Source organism: Allosphingosinicella deserti (genome assembly GCF_003012735.1).
Classification (GTDB): Bacteria; Pseudomonadota; Alphaproteobacteria; order Sphingomonadales; family Sphingomonadaceae; genus Allosphingosinicella; species Allosphingosinicella deserti.
Map to the genome: position 1 here is coordinate 234,319 of NZ_PXYI01000005.1, position 20,067 is coordinate 254,385.

Consider the following 20,067-nt stretch of genomic DNA (forward strand, 5'->3'; position numbering starts at 1 on the left):
CCAACTTGAGATGACCAGGCTCTGCGGCACGCTCGTCGAGGGGCCACGTTTCGATCGGCTCGCCAACCGCAGCGCCACTGCATGGGTGGGAACGGACTCGTTCTCTGAGACCATCCCGTTCAAGCACGGCTCCGTTGGTGCGATCGCTTCGGCCTCAACCGGCCCAGGCAGCGACGTCGGCGGCGACCTGATTGGCGGCCTGGTTCAGGGCCGGCGCGATCTGGGTACGGTCCGCTGCCGTGACCGGAACCCGCGCCTCGAAGCGACGGGTTGCCACTGCCTGCTGCGGGCGGGCGAGATTGGCGTCGAACTGGACCACCGCCTCCATCCGGTTGGGATCGAAGCCGAAGGTGAGCAGCTGTCCGCCGAGCACCACCCCCTGAACCTGGGTGTAGACGGAAGGATCGAGCACGACCCAGCCGGTCTGCGCGGCCAGCGTCTCGGACAGCAATTGGCGGAAGAGCTCATTGGGCTTCTCGATCCATTGCGAGTCCTTGAGATACTGGATCGACGTCGGGCTGAGATAGACCGGAACCCGCGTGTTGCTGATCGCTTGCGGCACCGTCGGCGAGATGACGGTGATCACCCGGCCCTGTTCCGCAGCCCGTGCGTCGCCCGGCGCGCGGACCTGGGTGGATGTCAGGGTCAGCAACTCGGACGGAGCCTTGGGGCCGCCAAGGCAGCCCGAGAGCGAGAGACAGGCCGCCGCGGCGAGGAGAGCGTTGGTGCGGTTCATCGTCATCACCTCTTGTTCGGCGCATAATCGGGCAGGCGTTCGCCGCCGACGACCCCGCCGATGCCGCGCTGGTCGATGCGCTCGCTGATGTTGCGGAGCGACTGGCTGGTCGCGCGAAGATCGCGAATCAGCTGGCCGACTTCGGGAAGGGTACGGGTGGAGAAGGTCTCGACGCCGGGCTTGGCCTCGCCGATGACCGAGTCAAGACTCTTCATGCTGGTCTCCGCCGCACGGATCGTCTGCCGAAGATCGGCGATCAGCGGACGCGCATCCTTCTGCAGGATCTGGTCGCTGGTGTCGGCAAGCTGGCCGAACTCCTCCGCAGCCTGTCCTGCCTGGCGGATGGCGAGCCGGGCTTCGGCCATGGTCGCGGCGATCTCGCCCGAACGCTCGGCAAGGTTGCGGCTGATCACCTGGACGTTCTCAAGGATCGAGGCGATCGACGCCTGATTGCGATCGGACAGCAATTCCGTCAGCCGCGCGGTGAGAGTGGTGATGCGATCGAGCAGTTCCGGAGCGCTGTTGAGCAGCTGGCCGAGCGCACCCGGCTTGGTCGGGATGATCGGCGCGTCATAGGGGCATTGGGTCACCGCGCAGGTGATCTCGCGCTGGTTACCGGCCGGGCGCCTCGGATCGCGCTCGGGGGGATCGAGCTGGATCTGGGAGACGCCGGTGAACCCGACGCCCTTGATCGTGGCGGTGGTGCCGACGAGCACCGGCGTGGTGTCGCGAACGGCGATCCGGACACGCACGAATTGCGGTGTCTTGGGTTCGAGGTTGATCGAGCGCACCTGTCCGACCGGAACCCCCGAGAAGGTCACTGCCGAGCCTTCGGCAAGCCCGTCGACCGCCTGGTTGAAGAAGATATCGAACTGCTTGTCGGCATTGCCGGACGCCTGGCTCAGCCAGACGATGAAGCCGAGCACGGCGACGATCATTGCCAGCACGACGCTGCCGACGAGGATATGGTTGGAACGCGTTTCCATCAGCCGTTACCGCCCCCGTCGTGCATCGCGGCGTCTTGCCTGGCCTCTTCGGCCTCGACCGCCTCCTCGGCCGCACGTCCGCGCGGCCCTCTGAAATATTCCTGGATCCATTCGTGGTCCAAAGCCAGGAGTTCCGGAATCGTTCCGACCGCAACCACCTTGCGATCCGCCAGAACCGCAACACGGTCGCAGATGGCGTACAGCGTGTCGAGATCATGGGTGATCAGGAACACGGTGAGGCCGAGCCGCTCGCGCAGGTCGAGGATCAGTTGGTCGAACGCGGACGCGCCGATCGGGTCCAGCCCGGCCGTCGGCTCGTCGAGGAACAGCAGCTCCGGATCGAGCGCCAGCGCGCGCGAGATACCGGCGCGCTTCTTCATGCCGCCGGAAAGCTCCGCGGGATATTTGGGACCGGCGTCGGCCGGCAGCCCGGCCATGACGATCTTGTAGGCCGCGATCTCGTCGAGCAGTCGATCCGACAGCCTGGGGTAGAATTCGCGCAGCGGCACCTGAACGTTTTCGGCCACCGTCAAGGTCGAGAACAGGGCAGCGCCCTGGAACAGGATGCCCCAGCGCTTGCGAATCGCCTGGAATTGCGCCTCGTTCGCCCGACGGATCGGGGTGCCGAACACCGACACGTCGCCTTCGGCGGGCTCCTGAAGGCCGATGATCGAGCGCATCAGCACGGATTTGCCGGTGCCGGATCCACCGACCACGCCAAGGATCTCGCCGCGACGGACCTCCAGATCGAGCCCTTCATGGATGATCTGTTCGCCGAAGACGTTGCGGAGGCCGTGAACCTCGATGATGTTCTCGCGCTCCGCGTCGATGCCGTTCCTTGCCGGGTCGCTCATGTCCAGCCGATCTCGGTGAAGAAGACGGCGAAGAAGGCGTCGAGCACGATCACCAGGAAGATGCCCTGAACGACCGCGGTCGTGGTCCTGAGGCCGACCTCCTCGGCATTTGCCTCCACCTGCATGCCCTGATAGCAGCCGGCAAGGGCGATGATCAGTCCGAACACCGGCGCCTTGATCAGCGCTTGCCAGAGATCGCTCCGCGGCACGACCTCGCGGATGCGCTGGATGTAGGTGATCGGCGGGATGTCGAGGCCGATCCAGCAGAAGATGCCGCCGCCGAGCACCACCACCATCGCCGCGTAGAACGACAATAAAGGCATCATCATCACGGTCGCGAACACCCGGGGAAGGACCAGCGCCTCCATCGGCGAGACTCCGATGGTGCGCATCGCGTCGACTTCCTCGGCGAGCTTCATCGATCCGAGCTGTGCCGCGAACGACGAGCCGGATCGCCCCGCGACCATGATCGCGGTCATCAGCACGCCCAATTCCTTGACGCCGCTGCGGCCGATCAGATTGACCGTGAACACTTCGGCGCCGAATTGCCGGAGTTGCACGGCACCCTGCTGGGCGATGACGATGCCGACGAGAAAGCTCATCAGGCCGATGATTCCGAATGCGTGGACTCCGACGACCTCGAAGCGCTGCACGACCGCGTTGACCCGGAATCGCCGCGGTTCGCGAATCACCTTGGCGACTCCGATCAGCATCGCGCCGAAGAATCCCAGCAGGCCGAGCATGGTGCGCCCGGCCTCGACCGTCGCACCGCCGAGCTGGTTGAGCACCCGGGCGAAAGCGGGGGGCGGATCGGGCCGGACCTTCACCGGCTGATCGACCTCGGCCATGGTTTGCAGAAGCGACGCATTGGCCTCGCTCGCGCCGATCACCTCGCCGCCGCGATCACGCACAAGGCGATGGATCGTCCAGGCTCCGATCGTGTCCATCCGGCCGACCCCCGAAAGGTCGACAGCGAAGTCCCGGCCCTTCAGGCGATCGAGCTTGGTCGGCAGCACGCCAAGCCGGGCGAGCGTGAGATCGCCCGCGAAGCGAAGCACCCGCCGTCCGTTTTCTGTCGTTTCGTTGCAACGGGCGACTGTGCTCATGCGTGCGACATGCTTCAATTCTCCGCGCTGGGCAAGCTGGACAAAAGCTACGTTTCTATGCTTGCGCGAGTTCCATGAAGGCGCAACTCGCAATTTACGACATGGACCGGACGATCACGCGGCGCGCGACCTATACGCCGTTCCTGATCCATGCCGCCACCCGGCTCGCGCCGTGGCGGCTGCTGCTGTTCCCATTCGTGCTCACGACCATGCTTGCTTATGTGCTGCGGCTGATCCCGCGCGGCACGCTCAAGGAATGGAATTACAATCTTCTGGTCGGCCGCAGCGTCACCGCCGCGCGGCTGGAGCCGGTGATCGAGAGTTTCGCCGATCGGCAGATCGCCGGCAACATCATGCCGGGGGCACGCCGGAGCATCGCTGCGGATCGCGGCGCCGGCCGGCGGCTGGTGATGGCCACCGCCTCCTACCGCCTCTATGCGGCGGCGATCGCGCACCGTCTCGGCTTCGACGACGTCGTCGCGACCGAAACCGGGCTGGATGCGCAGGGGCGGATCGTCGCGCGGATCGAGGGAAACAATTGCTATGGCGCCGCCAAGCTCGACATGATCGAGCAATGGATGGCGCGCGAGGGCTTGACCCGCGACGCCGTTCACATCCGTTTCTATTCGGACCATGTCTCCGACCACCACGTCCATCGCTGGAGCGACGAGCCGGTGGCGGCAAACGCCCATTCGCGACTGGTCAAGCTCGCGCGGGCGGAGGGCTGGGAAGTGGCCGACTGGCGGCGGGAGTAAGGGCCCAGGCCCCTTCTCCCGCCACCCCATTGCGAGAAGCGCTCAGCGAATCGAGTCGAGCGCCTGTGCGAAATCGGCGATGAGATCGTCGGGATCCTCGACGCCGATCGAGATGCGGACGAGGTTGTCGGTGATGCCGAGCGCCTGCTTGCGCGCCTCGGGCACCGACAAATGGGTCATTGCCGCAGGCGCGCTGGCCAGTGTCTCGGTGCCGCCGAGGCTGACCGCGAGATGTGCGATCTTCAGCGAATCGAGAAAGGCGAACGCCTCCTTTTCGCCGCCCTTCAGGTAAAGCGAGAAGGTCGATCCCGCACCGGTGCAGTGGCGGCGGTAGATGTCCGCCTGCCGCGCGTCGCCGCCATCCTGGAGGAAGCCGAGATAGCCGACGCTTTCGACCTTGGGATGATCGCGCAGGAACGCGCAGACCTTGGCCGCATTCTCGCCGGCCCGGGTCATGCGCAGCTCCAGCGTCTCGAGGCTGCGCAGCAGCATCCAGGCGGTGTTCGGATCGGTGATGGTGCCGATCGTGTTGCGCATCATCCGGATCGGGTCGAGCAGCGCCTTCGCGCCGACGACTCCGCCGGCGACGAGATCGGAATGGCCGCCGGCATATTTGGTCAGCGAGTAGATCGACAGATCGGCGCCCTGTTCGAGCGGCTTCGCCCACAGCGGGCCGAGGAAGGTATTGTCGATCGCGATCGGCGGACGTTCGTCACCGAACACGGCGGCTCGCGCCGCAGCCACGGCCTCGACGTCGACGAGAGCGTTGGTCGGGTTGGCCGGGCTTTCGAGATAGATGAGCGGCACCCGGCCCATCGCCTTGGCGCGGCCGAGCACCTCCTCGATCTGGGCCTGTTCGGCACCGGCCGGGAAATCGAGCCACTGGACTCCGAAGCGGCCCAGGACGCGGCCGATCAGCGTCTCGGTCGCCGCGTAGAGCGGTCCCGAATGGACGATGACGTCTCCCGGCTGGACGAAGGTGAGCAGCAGGGTGGCGATCGCCGACATGCCCGACGAGAAGGTCAGCGCGTCTTCGGCATCTTCCCAGAGGCTGAGGCGATCCTCGAGGATCTCCTGATTGGGGCCGTTGAAGCGAGAATAGACGAGGCCTTCGGCACCGCCCGGACGCTTGCCGGTCACGCCCTCGAAGAAGCGCTTCCCGGCCGCCGCATTCTCGAACACGAAGGTCGAGGTGAGGAAGATCGGCGGCTTGAGCGAGCCTTCCGACAAAGCCGGATCGAAGCCGTGGCCCATCATCAGGGTGGCGGGCTGGAGGCGACGGCCGCCGACTTCGCGCACCGCATTCTTCGGGCGGCGGCGCGGCGTCGTGCCGGTCAGGTCGGATTCGTCTTCTTGCATGCGGACTCTCCAAAATCGTTGCCCGCCCCTAACGCACTTCGGGGCCGGCCCGCCAGTGGCGCGCGCCCCGCGCCGCCGCCGCTTGTCAGGCGGGAAGGGCGATCAGGCTGATCTGCCGCCCATAGGTCGGCTCCTGGCGGTGGGTCGCACGGCGGAAGCTGTAAAAGCGATCGGGCTGCGAATAAGTGTCCTCGCCGAGCGCTTCAATCCGGCCGAGCCCGGCGTCGGCAAGGCGGGCGACGACGAAGCCTTCGAGATCGAACTGGTGATGGCCCGTCCGTCCCAGCGAGAAGAAGCGCTCATTCTCCGGTTCCGCCTCGGTGAAGCGGCGCAGAAAGCCCTCGTCGACCTCGTAGGATTTGCGGGCGATGCATGGCCCCACGGCGGCGGCGATCCGGCCGCGATCGGCGCCCAATTTCTCCATCGCCGCAATCGTCGCCTCGACCACGCCGGAGAAAGCGCCCTTCCAGCCTGCATGGGCCGCACCGATCACCCCGGCCTGCTTGTCGGCGAACAGCACCGGCGCGCAATCGGCGGTGAGGATGCCAAGCACCAGGCCCGGTCGATCGGTGATCAGCGCATCGGCGCGCGGGCGCGCATCGTCCGGCCAGGCCGTGACCGCATGCACGACTTCGGGCGAGTGGATCTGGTGAACGGTCACCAGCGCCGCACCGGGCATCACCGCTTCGGCGGCAAGCCGGCGATTGGTGCGCACCGCCACCGGATCATCTTCCGACCCGAGGCCGACGTTGAGGCCCGCGCACAACCCCGTCGAGACGCCGCCGCGGCGGCCGAGGAAGCCATGCGGCATGTCGCCGAGCGCGCCGGCACGGATCGTCTCGATGCTCATGCTTGATCCTTGAGCGAGAGGCGCAGGATATGATCTTCGTCGGCCTGCTCGCCAACCATGAAGGCGTAAGGGGCGACGAACTCGAAACCGTAGCGTTCGTAGAAGCGGCGCGCGCGGTGATTCTCGCTGAACACCGACAGATAGAGTTCCTCGGCGCCGCGGGCGCGGGCCTCGTCGAGCACCCACGCCATCAGCCCGGGGGCAAGCCCAGCCCCCTGCCAGGGCTTCAGGACATAGAATTGCCGAAGCTCCGCCGCCGGCCGTTCGGTTTCGACCGGGAGCTTGAGGTCGCCGACCTTGGCGAAGGCGGCGGCGACGCCGTCATCCTCGACCAGACGCACGGTCAGAGTTGGGTCACTCAATTCTTCCGCCCAGACGTCTGCGTCATGGTTGAGCAGGAAGGCAGCGAGATCCTCCGGACGATACAGGTGGCCGAACGTCTCGACGAAGGTGCGGCGGCCGATGTCCGAAAGGATCGGTGCGTCGGCGGGAGTGGCGGTGCGAGAGTGGAAATTGGGCACGTCAGAATCCGGCAGGGTGGGGCCAGCCCTCTGCCACGAAAGCCATCGCCTTGAACAGACTGCCCATCTGCCGCGGCGAGACCAGGCGGTCGCGGGCGGAGGCGATTTCCGGTGCCCGGTCCGGCGCAGCACGGGACAGCGCCTCGGTGCGGACGTCGATGCCGAGTTCCCCCAGCCAGGCGCCCTGGGTGGTGGGACCGAACAGCCGCACCCCGCTTGCTCCGGCGGCCTCGCCGAGCGCCTGGAAATCGACATGGGCGGTGAGATCCTGCTCGCCGGGCGCCGCCCACGGATCGGCATAGCGATTGGCCGCCATCGCCTGCAGCGTGTCGCCAAAGCCGGTTCGCACGTGGCCGTAATCGAAGACCAGGGCCGCGCCGCCACGGACGGCGATGGCGTCGGCGACGTCACCGGCGACCGCTGCCGAAGTCGGTGCGATCTCGAGGATGCTGCCTTCTATGGCATCGCCGAGCGACGCCGGGATCGCGCCCGCCGGCACTGCGGGCCCAGCGGCCGGCACGAAGCTGTCGCCCTCGATCCTGACCAGGCGTTCGTGCCAGGCGCTGCGGCCGCGGACGAACTGGCGGATCGGCAGCGCATCGAAGAATTCATTGGCGACGACGATCAGCGGCTCGTCACCGGGAATGTCGGCGAAGCGGTCGTGCCACGTTGCCGTGGGAACTCGCTGCGCCTGCGCCGCCCGCAGGGTCCGGCTGGTCTCGACGAAATGCACCTCGGGCGCGAGCGACGCCGCCCGCATCGCCCGCAGCGCGTCGGCGGCGAGCGTGCCGCGGCCCGGGCCAAGCTCGACGTAGCGGATCGACGGTGCGCCGGCGCGGGACCAGAGATCGGCAATCCACAGCCCGACCAATTCGCCGAACATCTGGCTGATCTCCGGCGCGGTGATGAAGTCGCGGCCGAGCGGGTCGCGATAGCCGTAATAAGCCGCGTTCGCCTCGGCCATGTAGACGCTCACCGGGATCGGTCCGCCCGACGCGATCAGCCGGCGGAGCCGGTCGGCGAGGCTCGTTTCGGTCAATGTCGCTTCGGGTGGCACCGGCAGATCCTCAGGCGACGCTCTCCGTCCCCGCAAACGGCTCCACCCGCTCGCGTCGGCTCTTCGCGGTTGCGATCAGGAACAGCCCGATCAGGATCATCGGCACGGTCAGCGTCTGTCCCATGGTCAGGCCCCAGGACAGATTCTCGAGGCCCTGATCGGGCTGGCGGAAGTATTCGACGAAGAATCGGCTGAGGCCGTAGCCGAGCAGGAAAGTGCCGACCAGCTTGCCTGGCTGGTAGCGGGCCTCGGTCTTCCAGAAGAGCAGGTTGAGGATCGTGAAGAGCAGGATGCCCTCGAGCCCGGCTTCGTAAAGCTGGCTGGGATGGCGGCCGACGGGTCCGCCGTCCGGAAAGACCACTGCCCACGGCACGTCGGTGGGGCGCCCCCAAAGCTCGTGATTCACAAAATTGGCGAGGCGTCCGAAGAACAAGCCAATCGGCACCACGCAGACGATATAATCGTGGACTCGGAGCACGCTGAGCTTGTTGCGCCAGGCGAGGTAGAACATCGCGACGCTGGTGCCGATCGCACCGCCGTGGAACGACATGCCGCCATCCCAGATCTGCAGGATCTCGCCCGGATTGGCAAAGTAGAAATCGGGCCGGTAGAACAGCACATAGCCGATCCGACCGCCGAGAATGACGCCGAGCGTGCCGTAGAAGACCATGTCGTCGGCATGGCGCCGTGCCATCGGCGCGCCCGGACGCGCGAGCAGCTTCAGCAGGTACCACCAGCCGATCAGGATGCCGGCGAGATAGGCCAGCGAGTACCAACGCAGCTTGAACGCGCCGATCTCGAAGACGATCGGGTCCAGACCCAGGCTGTTCCACTCGATCGGCTGCGAAGCGGCTGTTGCCAAAGATGTCAGTAACGGCTCTATCAAGGCTATCCCCTCACTCTCCGGACCCTATTACCGGGGGGCGAGAGGAAACGAAAAGAAAAAGGGAGAGTCGGATGCCGAGTGCGCTTGATCGCAAGTTCGATGCGGTGCTGGCGGCCGTCACAGGTCCGGGCGGCCGGGTCGTGATCGGCGAAGATGCCGAGGGACGGGCGATCGTAACCAATTTTCCGGCGACGCTTCCGGGATTCTTCGACGCATTCTGCACGCTGAACGGCGCGACCATCGGCGTGATCGCCGACGGCGAGCGCCTGACCTTCGCCGAGATCAACGAACAGGCGACGAGGCTCGCCAAATGCCTCGCCGGCGGGTGGGGCATCGGCAAGGGCGACCGCGTGGCGATCGCGATGCGCAACTGCCCCGCCTGGATCGTCGCCTACATCGCCATCGCAAAGGCAGGCGGTGTCGCCACCCTGGTCAATGGCTGGTGGCAGGCCGAAGAACTGCGCCACGGCCTCGCCTTGACCGAGCCGCGCCTCGTCCTCGCCGATGGTCCGCGTGCGAAGCGCATCGAAGCGACGGGGCTGACGATCGACACGGTGACGCTGCCGATCGAGCGCCCGATCGCCGAAGCGCTGGCCCCGCTATTGGCCCGCGGTGGCGAGACTTCGGAGCTCCCCGCTGTCACCGAGGATGATGATGCGACCATCCTCTTCACCTCCGGCTCGACCGGCCTCGCCAAGGGCGCGGTGTCGACGCATCGCGCGGTGACGACCGGCGTCTACACCTATTCGATCAGCCTGATGACCTTGCTCGGGATCCTGGAATCGGAGGGCCGCCCGCCCGCCAATCCGCCGCGCACCTTGGTCAACGTGCCGCTGTTCCATGTCACCGGCGAGGTTCCCGTCCTGCTCAACAGCTTCGTCATCGGACGTGGCATGGTGCTGATGGCGAAATGGGATCCGGGCGAGGCACTGCGCCTGATCGAAAGCGAGAAGGTCACCTATTTCGTCGGCGTGCCGACGATGAGCCTCGAGCTGATGCAGCATCCCGACCGCGACAAACACGATCTCTCCACCCTCACCGACATCGCCGCCGGCGGTGCGGCGCGGCCGGTGGCGCATGTCAAACGGCTGCAGGACAGCTTCCCGAAGGCGCAGCCGGCACTCGGCTATGGTCTCACCGAGACCAATGCCGTCGGCTGCGGCAACGTCTGGCAGAATTATGCCGACAAGCCGGCGTCGACCGGCCGGCCGCACCGCCCGTTCGTCGACGTCGCGATCCTGGGGGAGGGCGACCGCCATCTGCCCGTGGGCGAGACCGGAGAAATCGCGATTCGATCGGCGGCGAACATCCGCAGTTACTGGCGGGATCCGGAGGCGAGCGCCGCCGCCTTTACCGCCGATGGCTATCTCAAGACCGGCGACATCGGCTATTTCGACGGAGACGAATATCTGTTCATCGTCGACCGCAAGAAGGACATCATCATCCGCGGCGGCGAGAATATCAGCTGCCAGGAGGTCGAGGCGGCGATCTATGCGCATCCCTCCGTCTCCGAAGCCTCGGTGTTCGGGGTCGCAGACGATCGTCTGGGCGAGGTTCCCGCGGCCGTCATCTACTGTGAGGATGATCGCTGTCTCGATCAGGAGGGTCTGGCGGACTTCCTCAAGGATCGCCTTGCCGCCTACAAACTGCCTTCGCGCGTGTGGGTCCACGACGCGCCGCTGCCCAAGCTCGGCACCGGCAAGATCGACAAGAAGACATTGCGCGAGCGCTACCATCAGGAACCGGCTTCCTGATCGGCGGACCCTCGGTGCCTGCGCTCGATCTGTGTGATCGAGTGTTCGCGCTGGCTGACCCGTCCTCCTCTCTCTATCAGGCGGGCCATGGCCGACGCTGATCACGCTCCCTTGCTGACCCGCCGTACCTTGCTGGTCGGCGGCGGCATCGGGGCGGGGCTGGTGCTGGCGTGGAGTTTCTGGCCGCGCACCTACACGGCGACCCTTCGCACCGGGCCGGGCGAGCATCTGTTCAACGCCTTTCTGAAGATCGGCAACGACGGCAGGGTGATCGTCGCCGTACCGCAGGCGGAGCTCGGCCAGGGGAGCTGGACGGCCTTGCCGCAGATCCTTGCCGACGAGCTCGGCGCCGCCTGGGAGACGATCGCCGTCGAGCCCGCGCCGATCGGCCCGCTATACGCCAACCAATTGCTCGCCGAGGATCGCGCTGCGGCGGCCGCCCCGTCCATTCTGCAAGGGATCGCCCGCTGGCGTGCCGGGGAGGTGGCGATGCGCGATGCGGTGATGGTGACCGGCGGCTCCTCGTCCATCCGCGCCTTCGAACAGAAGATGCGGGAGGCCGGCGCCGGCGCGCGCACCTTGCTGATGAAGGCGGCGGCCGCGCGCTGGGGCGTCGACTGGGAGAGCCTGGACACGGTCGGCGGCTTCGTCATCAACGGTGCGCAGCGGCTGCGCTTCGCCGAGTTGGCCGAGGCCGCGGTCGGCGAAACGCTCCCCGAGATTCTGCTGATGCGCGGCGGGGTCGACAATCGCCTTGCCGGCCAGTCGCTGCCGCGCCTGGACCTTCCATCGAAGGTCGACGGCACCGCGCGCTTCGCCGCCGATGTGCGCTTGCCCGAGATGCTGTTCGCGTCGGTGCGTTCGGCGCCGCCTGGAGGCCGCCTGCTGCGCTTCGACGGCGAGGCGGCGAAAGCCGTTCCGGGCCTCGTCCGTCTGTTCGACAGCCCCGAATGGATAGCTGCGCTGGCAACCAACTGGCATGCCGCAGATCGTGCGCTGCGTGCCATGAACGCCGAGTGGCGGACCGGCCCCGAGCCGAACCGCCAGACGATCGAAGCCGCTTTCTCGGACGCGCTTGCCCGGGACGAAGGGCACCGCCTGTTCGAACGCGGCGACATCGCCGCGGCTTATGCCGGCGGACATGTCGTCCGCGGCCATTATTTCGCCGGGGCGGCCGCCAACGCCCCGCTTGAGACATTGACTGCGACGGCGCGCCTCTCGGGCGATCTTCTGGAGGTCTGGGCGCCTAGCCAGGTGCCTGCCATTGCACGCGATGCCGCCGCGCGCGCCGCGAACCTTCCGGTCGACAGCGTCTCTTTTTACGCAATGCCGGTCGGCGGCGGCTATGGCCGCAAGGCGGAGGTTCGCGCGGTCGAGCAGGCAGTGGTGCTGGCAATCAAGGCGCGCAAACCGGTGCAGGTCGTCTGGTCCCGCGCCGAAGAAAGCGCGGCCGACACCGTGCGGCCGCCCGCGCGCGGCATGCTGACCGCGCGGCTCGGTCCGGCCGGCGCGATCCTCGGTTGGCAGACCCGCATATCGGCCCCGGACATCACACCGCAGCTGCGTGCGCGCCTCGGCAGCGATGCGCTCGCCGGGCTCGCCGATCCGACGGCGGGTGCGGTGCCGCCTTACGCGATTTCTGCGGTGGCGGTGGACTTTCTGCCCGCCGACGTGCCGGTGCAGGCGGGTTTGTGGCGCTCGGCCGCGAACGCCTACACCACCTTCTTCACTGAGAGCTTCGTCGACGAGCTGTCCCGTCTCGCGGGTATCGAACCATTGTCGTTCCGGATGCAGATGCTGGGCGACAATCCCCGCCTGGCGCGATGTCTGTCGACGGCGGCGGCCCATGGCGAGTGGGACGGCGGGCAGCCGGGGAGCAACAAGGGCATCGCCGCATTCAGCGGTTACGGGTCGCATATCGCGACCGTATTGGAGATCGAAGTGGAAGCTGGGCGTGGCGTGCGTGTATTGCGGGCGGTGAGCGCCGTCGATTGCGGGCGGGTGGTGAACCCGAACCTTGTCCAGCAGCAGATCGAAGGCGGCTTGCTGTTCGGCATTGCCGCTGCGAGCGGCAATCCGATCGACTTCGCCGGCGGTCGCCCGATCCCGCGTGGTTTCGGCGACCTCGGCACCTTGTCGCTCGCGACCGCCCCCGAGATCACGGTCGAGCTGATCGACAGCGACGAAGCGCCGGGTGGCGTGACCGAGCTTGCGGTCCCGACCGCCGCTCCTGCGATGGCCAACGCATTGTTCGCGCTAACCGGCCGCAGGAACCGCCGCCTGCCGTTGGTGCTCGGCGCATGATCCCGCCCGCCGACCATCCGCCGATCCTGCCGCCCAGGATCGGTGTCCTGCTGATCAATCTCGGCACACCCAATTCCCCTGAGCCCGGCTCGGTGAAATTGTACCTGAAGGAGTTTCTGTCGGATCCCCGCGTGGTCGAGATCCCGCAACTGGTTTGGCAGCCGATCCTTCGCGGGATCATCCTCAACACCAGGCCGAAGAAATCCGCCCATGCCTATCGCCAGGTCTGGACCGACGAAGGCTCGCCGCTCGCGGCGATCACCGCACGCCAGGCGCGCGGGCTGGCCGGCGCGTTCGGGTCGGGGGTCGTCGTCGACCATGCGATGCGCTATGGGCGCCCCGCGATCCGCGAGCGCATCGACGCGCTCAAGCAACAGGGCTGCGAACGGATCCTGATCGCACCGCTTTACCCCCAATATTGCGCGGCGACGACCGCGACTGCCAATGACGAGGCGTTCGCGCATCTCCGCCGGATGCGCTGGCAACCGGCGGTGCGGACGCTCCCCCCTTATCATGACGATCCGCTGTACATCGACGCGCTGAAGGTAAGCGTCGAGCGATCGCTCGACGCGCTCGACTTCGTGCCGGATGCGATCCTCGCAAGCTTCCACGGCATGCCCGAGCGGACCCTCCACCTCGGCGACCCCTATCATTGCCATTGCCGGAAGACCGCGCGCCTGCTGGCCGAGGCGCTCGGACGCGAGCTCATCGTCACCTTCCAATCGCGCTTCGGCCGCGCCAAGTGGCTGGAGCCCGCGACCGACGTGACGCTCGCGGCGCTGCCGGGCAAGGGCATCAAGAAGGTAGCCCTCGTTGCGCCCGGTTTTTCCGCCGACTGTCTTGAAACGCTCGAAGAGTTGGCGATACGGGGGCGCGAAACCTTCGTTGAAGCCGGCGGCAGCCACTTTGCCTACCTCCCGTGCCTGAACGACAGTGATGCGGGAATGGAGATGTTGCGCAACATTCTTCGCCGCGAACTTGAAGGATGGATTGCCGCACCGTAAGCACCGGGCCGCATAATAAAGGAGAGGGAAGATGGCACGTATTGCAGTCGTGACCGGCGGAACCCGCGGCATCGGCGAAGCGATCAGCGTGGCGCTCAAGAATTTGGGCATGACCGTCGCAGCCAATTACGCCGGGAACGACGAGAAGGCCCGGGATTTCACCGACCGCACCGGCATCCGTGCCTTCAAGTGGGATGTCTCCGATTTCGATGCGTGCATCGCCGGAATCCAGCAGGTGGAGAGCGAGTTGGGCCCGGTCGACGTGCTGGTCAACAATGCAGGCATCACCCGCGACGGGACGATGAAGCGCATGACCCGCCAGGCGTGGGACGAGGTGATCGACGTCAATCTCGGCGGGTGCTTCAACATGGCCAAGGCGGTGTTCGACGGCATGCAGGCCCGCAAGTTCGGTCGCATCGTCAACATCGGTTCCATCAACGGACAGGCCGGTCAATATGGCCAGGTCAATTACGCTGCCGCCAAATCCGGTATCCACGGCTTCACCAAGGCCCTTGCGCAGGAAGGTGCGCGCTCCGGCGTCACCGTGAACGCGATCGCGCCGGGCTATATCGATACTGAGATGGTCGCGGCGGTGCCGGAGGACGTGCTCGCCAAGATCGTCGCCAAGATCCCGGTCGGCCGGCTCGGCAAGGCCGAGGAGATTGCCCGCGGCGTCGCCTTCCTGGTCGGCGACGATGCCGGCTTCGTTACCGGATCGACCCTGTCGATCAACGGCGGCCAGCACATGTATTGATGCGGCCGGGCGGATCGGAGGCGACGCCGAACCTTGCCGCGGCGCGGCGCGCATCGGCCGGTGAGCGATGTCTGCGCGTCCTCACCGGTGACGCCCGGACTCGGCCGTGAGCGGGCCCGTCAAACGATCGATGATGATCGCGGGGCACGCCACCTCGATCAGCCTCGAGCCGGTCTTCTGGGACGCTCTTCGCGACGCCGCTGATGCCGAGGCGATCCCGCTCAATGCCCTGGTCGCGCGGATCGACGCCGAGCGGATCGAGGCGGACGTGCCGTCCAACCTGGCCAGTGCGATCCGCGTCTGGCTGTTCGAACGGGCCCGCGCGACGCCTTTTCCCTGAGACCGGCCCGGGCTTACCGCGCGAGCAGTACGCGCGCCTGGGTGGCGATCTGGGCGAGCATCGGCGATGTCGTCGTCGGTGCGTTCTTCGCGCGATCCACCAGGCGACGGAACTGATCGATGCGCGGACCCTGCGCTTCCACCCAGGTCTCGACCGCCTGGACGGGATCGCCGGCGCGGGCGCGCTGCAGGAAATCGAGGCGCAATTGCTCGAAGTCGCGGGCAAGACCGGCAGTCAGCAGGCGCTCCCACTGATCGCTCGCCTGGAAGGCGTTGGCGACGCCCTGCGCCCAATCGAGGCCGAGCGCCTCGCCGAGCCGCGTATAGGCATTGGTCAACGTGATCTCATCGACCTCGAGTCGCCGCCCCAGAGCGGCGATGCCGACGCCGCCGTTGAGCTCGAACAGGCGCACGAGGCGGTCGGCGATCTCCGGCGGCGCTCCGATCTCGTTCAGGCGGGCGCGGCGCATCGCCGCATCGCCGGCGACTTCCTTGCGGAGCAAACGCCCGACGGTTGCGCTGAGCGTGTCGATTCCCGGTTGCAGCGCCTCCACCACCTCGGTCAGCTTGGCCGACGCGCTGGTGTTCCTGAGGATGTCGGCGATGTGCAGCTGAAGCGCGTTCGATGCCTGATCGAAAAGCTCGAGACGAAGCTGCTCCGGGACGTCGATCGTGTCGAGATCCCGCCACAGGGCTTCCATGCCGAACAGGCGCTCGGCGGCAACGAAGGCCGCCGCAACCTGGCCGAAGCTCGCGCCTTCCTCCTCCGAGAGGGTAAAGACAGCGGTGATGCCGAGCCGATTGACGAAGCGATTGGCGATCCGGGTGGCGATGATCTCGCGGCGCAGGCGATGCGAGAGGATGGCGTCGCGATGGCGTTCCTGCATCGTCCTGGGGAAGGCGGCGAGCAGCTCCGGAGCGAGCGTCGGATCCTCGGTGATCCGGCCCGCCTCGAGTGCGGCCTGAAGCGCCATCTTGGAGGTCGAGAGCAGCACTGCGAGCTCGGGGCGGGTAAGCCCGCGATTGTCCTGCGCGCGGCGCATCAGCTCTTCGTTGGATTGCAGCCCTTCCACCTTGCGGTTGAGGCGCCCGCTTTCCTCCAGCACTTCCATCGCGCGGATCAGCGGCGGCAGATCGGCCGCGCCGCCGCGTTCTGCGATCGAAAGAGCCAACGTCTGGAGACGGTTGTCCTCCAGCACGATTGCCGCGACCTCGTCGGTCATTTCGGCCAGCAGCGCGTTGCGGTCCTCGAAGGCGAGGCGGCCTTCGATCATCTCCCGGTTCAGCGGGATCTTGATGTTGACCTCGTTGTCCGAGCAATCGACGCCGGCCGAATTGTCGATGAAATCGGTGTTGCAGCGGCCGCCCGCCTGCGAGAATTCGATCCGACCCGCCTGGGTCACGCCCAGGTTCGCGCCTTCGCCGATCGCCTTGGCGCGCACGTCGAAGCCGGTAATGCGGATTGCATCGTTGGCGGGATCGCCGACCTCGGAATTGCCCTCCGAACGTGCGCGAATATAGGTTCCGATGCCGCCGAACCAGAGCAGGTCGACTGGTGCCTTGAGGATTGCCGTCATCAGGGCGGCCGGATCGGCAGACTCGCCCTCCAGACCGAACATCGCCCGCATCTCCGGGCTGAGCGGAATCGTCTTCTGGCTGCGCGGGAAGACGCCGCCGCCCTGCGAGATCAGGCTCTTGTCATAATCCTCCCACGACGAGCGGGGCAGGGCGAACATCCGCGCGCGCTCTTCCCAGCTTCTTGCCGGATCGGGATCGGGATCGATGAAGATGTGGCGGTGGTCGAACGCCGCGACCAGCTTCAGCGCCTTGGACAGCAGCATGCCGTTGCCGAACACGTCGCCCGACATGTCGCCGACACCGGCGACCCGGATCGGCTGAGTCTGCACGTCGATCCCAAGCTCGGCGAAATGTCGCTGGACCGAAACCCAGCCGCCGCGGGCGGTGATCCCCATCGCCTTGTGATCATAGCCCTGACTGCCGCCCGAGGCGAAGGCGTCGCCGAGCCAGAATTTGCGATCGAGCGCGATCTGATTGGCGATGTCGGAGAAGGTCGCAGTGCCCTTGTCGGCGGCGACGACGAAATAAGGGTCCTCGGAATCGCGGATGGTGACGCTGTCCGGATGGACGACCTTGCCGTCGACGATGTTGTCCGTGACCGAAAGAAGCGCCCGAATGAAGATCCGGTAGCTTTCGGTCCCTTCCGCCACCCAGGCATCGCGCGACGCGATCGGCGGCAGCTGTTTCGGATAGAATCCGCCCTTGGCGCCGGTCGGCACGATCACGGCATTCTTGACCAACTGGGCCTTCATCAGGCCGAGAATCTCGGTGCGGAAATCATCGCGCCGATCCGACCAGCGCAGGCCGCCACGGGCGATCGGGCCGCCGCGCAGGTGAATGCCTTCGACGCGCGGCGAATAGACCCAGATCTCGCGCCACGGCACCGGCGCGGGCAGGCCCGGCACCTTGCCGCTTTCGAGCTTGAAGGCCAAAGCCTCCTCGCTCGCCGGGCTGAAGGCGTTGGTACGGAGCATCGATGCGATGACGCCGTGGAAGAGGCGCAGGATACGATCCTCGTCGATGGCGGCCACTCCGGCGAGGCCGGTGCGGATCGCGTCTTCGGCGGCTTCCGCAGCAGCGCCGCGGTCTTCGCCATGGTCGGGATCGTGCCGGGCGTCGAACAAGGCGATCAGCGCCTGAGTCACGGCGGGGGCACGGCGCAGGGCCTCGACGACCGTCAGCATTGAATAAGACAGGCCGACCTGGCGCAGATAGCGGAACCAGGCACGGAACAGGACGACGTCGCGGCGATCGAGATCGGCGGCGATCAGCAGCTGGTTGAAGGAATCGTTCTCGGCCCGCCCTTCGAGTACGTCGGCGATCGCCCGCTCCGCCAGTCCGGCTCTTGCGAGCACATGGCTCGCGTCGCCGCCGCCACGCAGCTCGAGTACGAATTCGTGGATGTAGCCGAGCCGACCCTCGTCGAGCGGCCACGGGAATTCCTCGAGAACCCGGAATCCGAAATTCTCGAACACCGGCACGGCCTCGGACAGGGCGATCAGTCCGGCCAGGCGATAGGTCTTGAGCCGCAGGCGCGTCGAAGCATCGCCCGGCAGGCGATAAAGGCGCGCATCGCGGTCGCCGGCATCGTGCAGCTCGCTGATCCGGAGGATGTCCTGGCCCGCTTCCGCCGGTGCGGTCTGTGCCCGGTAGAGCTCGGGAAGATCGCTCATGTAGCTGAGCGCGAGGCGCGTCGCCCTGTTGAGGCCGACGATTTCCCCGAGCGCTTCCTCGACCGCCGGTTCCCAGCCGCGGACCATCTCGTCCAACTGACGATCGAGCGCGCCAACGTCCGGCGTCGGCGTATCCGGCCCGACATAGAGCGTGTAGCGCATCAGCGCGAGATCGCCGTCGCCGAGCTCCACCGACCAGTTGGAGATCCGCCCGCCCGACGCCCGCTCGATCATCGCGCCGATCGCAAGTCGGCGGCGGGTGGTCAGTTCGTCCCGCGGCAGCCAGGCGAAGGCGAACATGTTGCCCTTGAGAACGGACCGCGCCAGCACCAGCGTCGGGCGGGGCCGATCGGCTAGCGACATCGCGGTGGTCACCAGTTCGCGCACCGAATCGATGCTGAGGCTGGCGATCAGATCATGCGGAAGCGCGGTAAGCGCGTGCCGTAGCGCCTTGCCGCTGTGGCCGGACGCGTCGAAGCCGAATTCCTCGTCGAACTCGCGCAGCCGCTGGCGCAGCACCGGCACGTCCTCGACATGGGCGGTCAGCGCCTCGCTGGTCCAAAGGCCTGCATGCACGCCGATCGCGACGACCTTGTCGCCCTCGCGGATCGGAACGACGACGAGGTCGAGCGGGACTCGGCGGTGCACCGACGAGCGGCGCTCGGCCTTGGCCAGCAACGGAACCGATCCGCCCTCCTCGAAATAGCGGATCGCGCCCAGCGACCCGTCGGGATCCGTAGGGTCGCCCGGAAGGCGGAACACCCCCAAGGCTTCAGAGGGCGGCGCGTCCGGCCGTTCGACCTCGTAGCCGAGCAGGGTCATCGCGCCGTCCGCGAACCACCGCAGCAATGCCGCGCCTTCCCCGTCGCCGGCGGCATCGGCGTCGGCGCGCATCCGCGCCTGCATTGCCGGCCAGTCTTCGACGGCGGCACGGACATCGGCAAGGACTCGGTTGAGATCGGCGACGACGTCCCGCCGGATGCGCGCGTCGGCGCGATCGACCTCCAGATACATCATCGATTCGCGGCGGTCCCTGTCTTCGCAGAGCGGCTCGACCGCGAGCAGCCGGCCGCTTGCGTCACGATCGACGCAGACCACCGGATGCAGCAGGCGGTGGACGATCAAACCGCGCGAGGCGAGCGTGTTGGCAACCGAATCGACCAGGAACGGCATGTCGTCATTGACGATGCCGATCCGCATCCTGCGCTGCCCGACCGCGCCGCCGATCGATTCCAAGCGGACGAGGGCGGTGCCCCGCGACCGGCTGCTCGCGCAGGACGCGATGAAGCGGGCGGCGCTGTCGCGGTCCTCGCTGGTGAAATCGGCAATCTCTCCCGGCAGCGCGCCTTCGACGAGGGCGAGGGAAAGGGCTTCCAGAATCCGAACGTCGGCGGCGTGATCCGCGACGTTGCTCTCCGAGTTCATATTGTCGCTCCCGGGTACAAGCGACCGTTCGTTGGGCCGCGGGATGAGTGCGGTCCCTATGCTCCGGGCAAATCGAGCGGGCAACCCCGGGTTCGCCGCGCATCGGCATCGCTGCCGAAGCGGCTC

General features: G+C 66.9%; 16 protein-coding genes. 6 read left to right on the forward strand and 10 right to left on the reverse strand.

Features of this window, described 5'->3' with window-relative positions:
• Window positions 1-154: 154 nt before the first annotated feature.
• From C7I55_RS16480 to C7I55_RS16495, 4 genes are read right to left on the reverse strand one after another with little or no spacing between them, the layout of a single operon-like run.
• On the reverse strand, window positions 155-736 hold the full coding sequence (locus C7I55_RS16480) for an ABC-type transport auxiliary lipoprotein family protein (protein ID WP_106514311.1): 582 nt from the start codon (window positions 734-736) through the stop codon (window positions 155-157).
• A gap of 5 nt (window positions 737-741) precedes the next feature.
• Window positions 742-1,722 (reverse strand): MlaD family protein, encoded by a 981-nt coding sequence (locus tag C7I55_RS16485; protein WP_106514108.1) that lies wholly within the window; start codon window positions 1,720-1,722, stop codon window positions 742-744.
• On the reverse strand, window positions 1,722-2,576 hold the full coding sequence (locus C7I55_RS16490; RefSeq protein ID WP_106514109.1) for an ABC transporter ATP-binding protein: 855 nt from the start codon (window positions 2,574-2,576) through the stop codon (window positions 1,722-1,724). Before C7I55_RS16490 ends, C7I55_RS16485 begins: the two co-directional genes overlap by 1 nt.
• Window positions 2,573-3,682 (reverse strand): MlaE family lipid ABC transporter permease subunit, encoded by a 1,110-nt coding sequence (locus C7I55_RS16495; protein WP_106514110.1) that lies wholly within the window; start codon window positions 3,680-3,682, stop codon window positions 2,573-2,575. Before C7I55_RS16495 ends, C7I55_RS16490 begins: the two co-directional genes overlap by 4 nt.
• A gap of 74 nt (window positions 3,683-3,756) precedes the next feature.
• On the opposite strand from C7I55_RS16495, the gene C7I55_RS16500 reads away from it, so the two are divergent.
• Complete coding sequence (locus tag C7I55_RS16500) at window positions 3,757-4,437, forward strand: HAD family hydrolase (RefSeq protein ID WP_106514111.1); 681 nt, start codon at window positions 3,757-3,759, stop codon at window positions 4,435-4,437.
• Between the two features lie 42 nt (window positions 4,438-4,479).
• Here the strand turns inward: C7I55_RS16500 and C7I55_RS16505 are convergent, their stop codons facing one another.
• The 5 genes from C7I55_RS16505 to lgt form a co-directional block, all read right to left on the reverse strand.
• Window positions 4,480-5,796, reverse strand: a complete 1,317-nt coding sequence (locus tag C7I55_RS16505) for a cystathionine gamma-synthase family protein (protein ID WP_106514112.1) — start codon at window positions 5,794-5,796, stop codon at window positions 4,480-4,482.
• A gap of 85 nt (window positions 5,797-5,881) precedes the next feature.
• Window positions 5,882-6,646 (reverse strand): peptidoglycan editing factor PgeF, encoded by a 765-nt coding sequence (gene pgeF / locus C7I55_RS16510; RefSeq protein ID WP_106514113.1) that lies wholly within the window; start codon window positions 6,644-6,646, stop codon window positions 5,882-5,884.
• Entirely contained in the window at window positions 6,643-7,167 is a 525-nt protein-coding gene (locus tag C7I55_RS16515) for a GNAT family N-acetyltransferase (RefSeq protein WP_106514114.1), read from the reverse strand. The genes pgeF and C7I55_RS16515 overlap by 4 nt, the downstream gene beginning before the upstream one ends.
• Window position 7,168: 1 nt before the next feature.
• Window positions 7,169-8,224, reverse strand: coding sequence for a class I SAM-dependent methyltransferase (locus tag C7I55_RS16520; protein WP_233222254.1), 1,056 nt, complete (start codon window positions 8,222-8,224; stop codon window positions 7,169-7,171).
• 10 nt (window positions 8,225-8,234) lie between these two features.
• Window positions 8,235-9,095 carry a prolipoprotein diacylglyceryl transferase gene (gene lgt / locus C7I55_RS16525; RefSeq protein ID WP_106514313.1) on the reverse strand — a complete coding sequence of 287 codons (861 nt, stop codon included), beginning with the start codon at window positions 9,093-9,095 and terminating at the stop codon, window positions 8,235-8,237.
• Between the two features lie 86 nt (window positions 9,096-9,181).
• Between lgt and C7I55_RS16530 the strand changes: the two genes are divergently transcribed.
• From C7I55_RS16530 to C7I55_RS16550, 5 genes are all read left to right on the forward strand, one after another.
• Window positions 9,182-10,864 (forward strand): class I adenylate-forming enzyme family protein, encoded by a 1,683-nt coding sequence (locus C7I55_RS16530; protein ID WP_106514115.1) that lies wholly within the window; start codon window positions 9,182-9,184, stop codon window positions 10,862-10,864.
• Window positions 10,865-10,951: 87 nt separating this feature from the next.
• On the forward strand, window positions 10,952-13,168 hold the full coding sequence (locus C7I55_RS16535; protein WP_106514116.1) for a xanthine dehydrogenase family protein molybdopterin-binding subunit: 2,217 nt from the start codon (window positions 10,952-10,954) through the stop codon (window positions 13,166-13,168).
• On the forward strand, window positions 13,165-14,172 hold the full coding sequence (gene hemH / locus C7I55_RS16540; protein WP_106514117.1) for a ferrochelatase: 1,008 nt from the start codon (window positions 13,165-13,167) through the stop codon (window positions 14,170-14,172). The genes C7I55_RS16535 and hemH overlap by 4 nt, the downstream gene beginning before the upstream one ends.
• A 31-nt stretch (window positions 14,173-14,203) precedes the next feature.
• Window positions 14,204-14,926, forward strand: coding sequence for an acetoacetyl-CoA reductase (gene phbB, locus C7I55_RS16545; protein ID WP_106514118.1), 723 nt, complete (start codon window positions 14,204-14,206; stop codon window positions 14,924-14,926).
• Between the two features lie 106 nt (window positions 14,927-15,032).
• On the forward strand, window positions 15,033-15,266 hold the full coding sequence (locus tag C7I55_RS16550) for a ribbon-helix-helix domain-containing protein (protein WP_106514119.1): 234 nt from the start codon (window positions 15,033-15,035) through the stop codon (window positions 15,264-15,266).
• A 13-nt stretch (window positions 15,267-15,279) separates the two neighbouring features.
• Here the strand turns inward: C7I55_RS16550 and C7I55_RS16555 are convergent, their stop codons facing one another.
• Complete coding sequence (locus tag C7I55_RS16555; protein ID WP_106514120.1) at window positions 15,280-19,941, reverse strand: NAD-glutamate dehydrogenase; 4,662 nt, start codon at window positions 19,939-19,941, stop codon at window positions 15,280-15,282.
• Window positions 19,942-20,067: the final 126 nt, after the last annotated feature.